Origin of the sequence: Modestobacter altitudinis, from assembly GCF_005930475.1 — a bacterium.
Taxonomy (GTDB): Bacteria; Actinomycetota; Actinomycetes; order Mycobacteriales; family Geodermatophilaceae; genus Modestobacter; species Modestobacter altitudinis.
This window is the reverse complement of the sequence record NZ_SJEW01000152.1, coordinates 1-460: the sequence shown is the minus strand read 5'-3', so window position 1 is coordinate 460 and position 460 is coordinate 1. Positions and strand designations below refer to the sequence as shown.

Genomic DNA, 460 nt, shown 5'->3' with positions numbered 1-460 from the left:
CGGTTTGGGTATCTTTTCATTTGACTCGCCAATTCGTTGTCCTGTCTTTATTTGCTGCTCAAGATCGAGAAAAGACTTGTACTTGGTAGCTGGTTTAGTCCCAAACGATGTATTGTTAAATGTCTTTTTAGTAGTTTCAGCGTCACTTTCGTTCGTTTTCAATTTGCGATCATCATTGACCACTTTTGTGTCGTTAGCACCATATTGTGGTCTCTTTTCAGCGTTTAATGTTGGTTTTGATGCTTTCGGTTTTATTGGAGGTTCTCGTTTTCGAATGACTGGTGTGACCAAATTCACCTCAAAAGGTGACTGGCTTCTCCTGGGCAAGGGTGGAGCCTCTTCCTCGTCGTTTTGGTATCTTCTTTGAGGAAGTTTTGGTGGTTTTGGAGGAGCTTGCTGACGTCGACTGGGCAATGGCGGAGGTGATCCTTCTTTATGTGAATAGAGGGAAGTCATATTT

The 460-nt window shown here is 42.8% G+C and carries 1 protein-coding gene; it reads right to left on the bottom strand.

All coding sequences use genetic code 11. The features are described from left to right. The coding region (locus FHL79_RS26680) for a hypothetical protein (RefSeq protein ID WP_218938609.1) at positions 1-297 on the bottom strand (297 nt) is incomplete at its 3' end. Between the last annotated feature and the right edge of the window lie 163 nt (positions 298-460).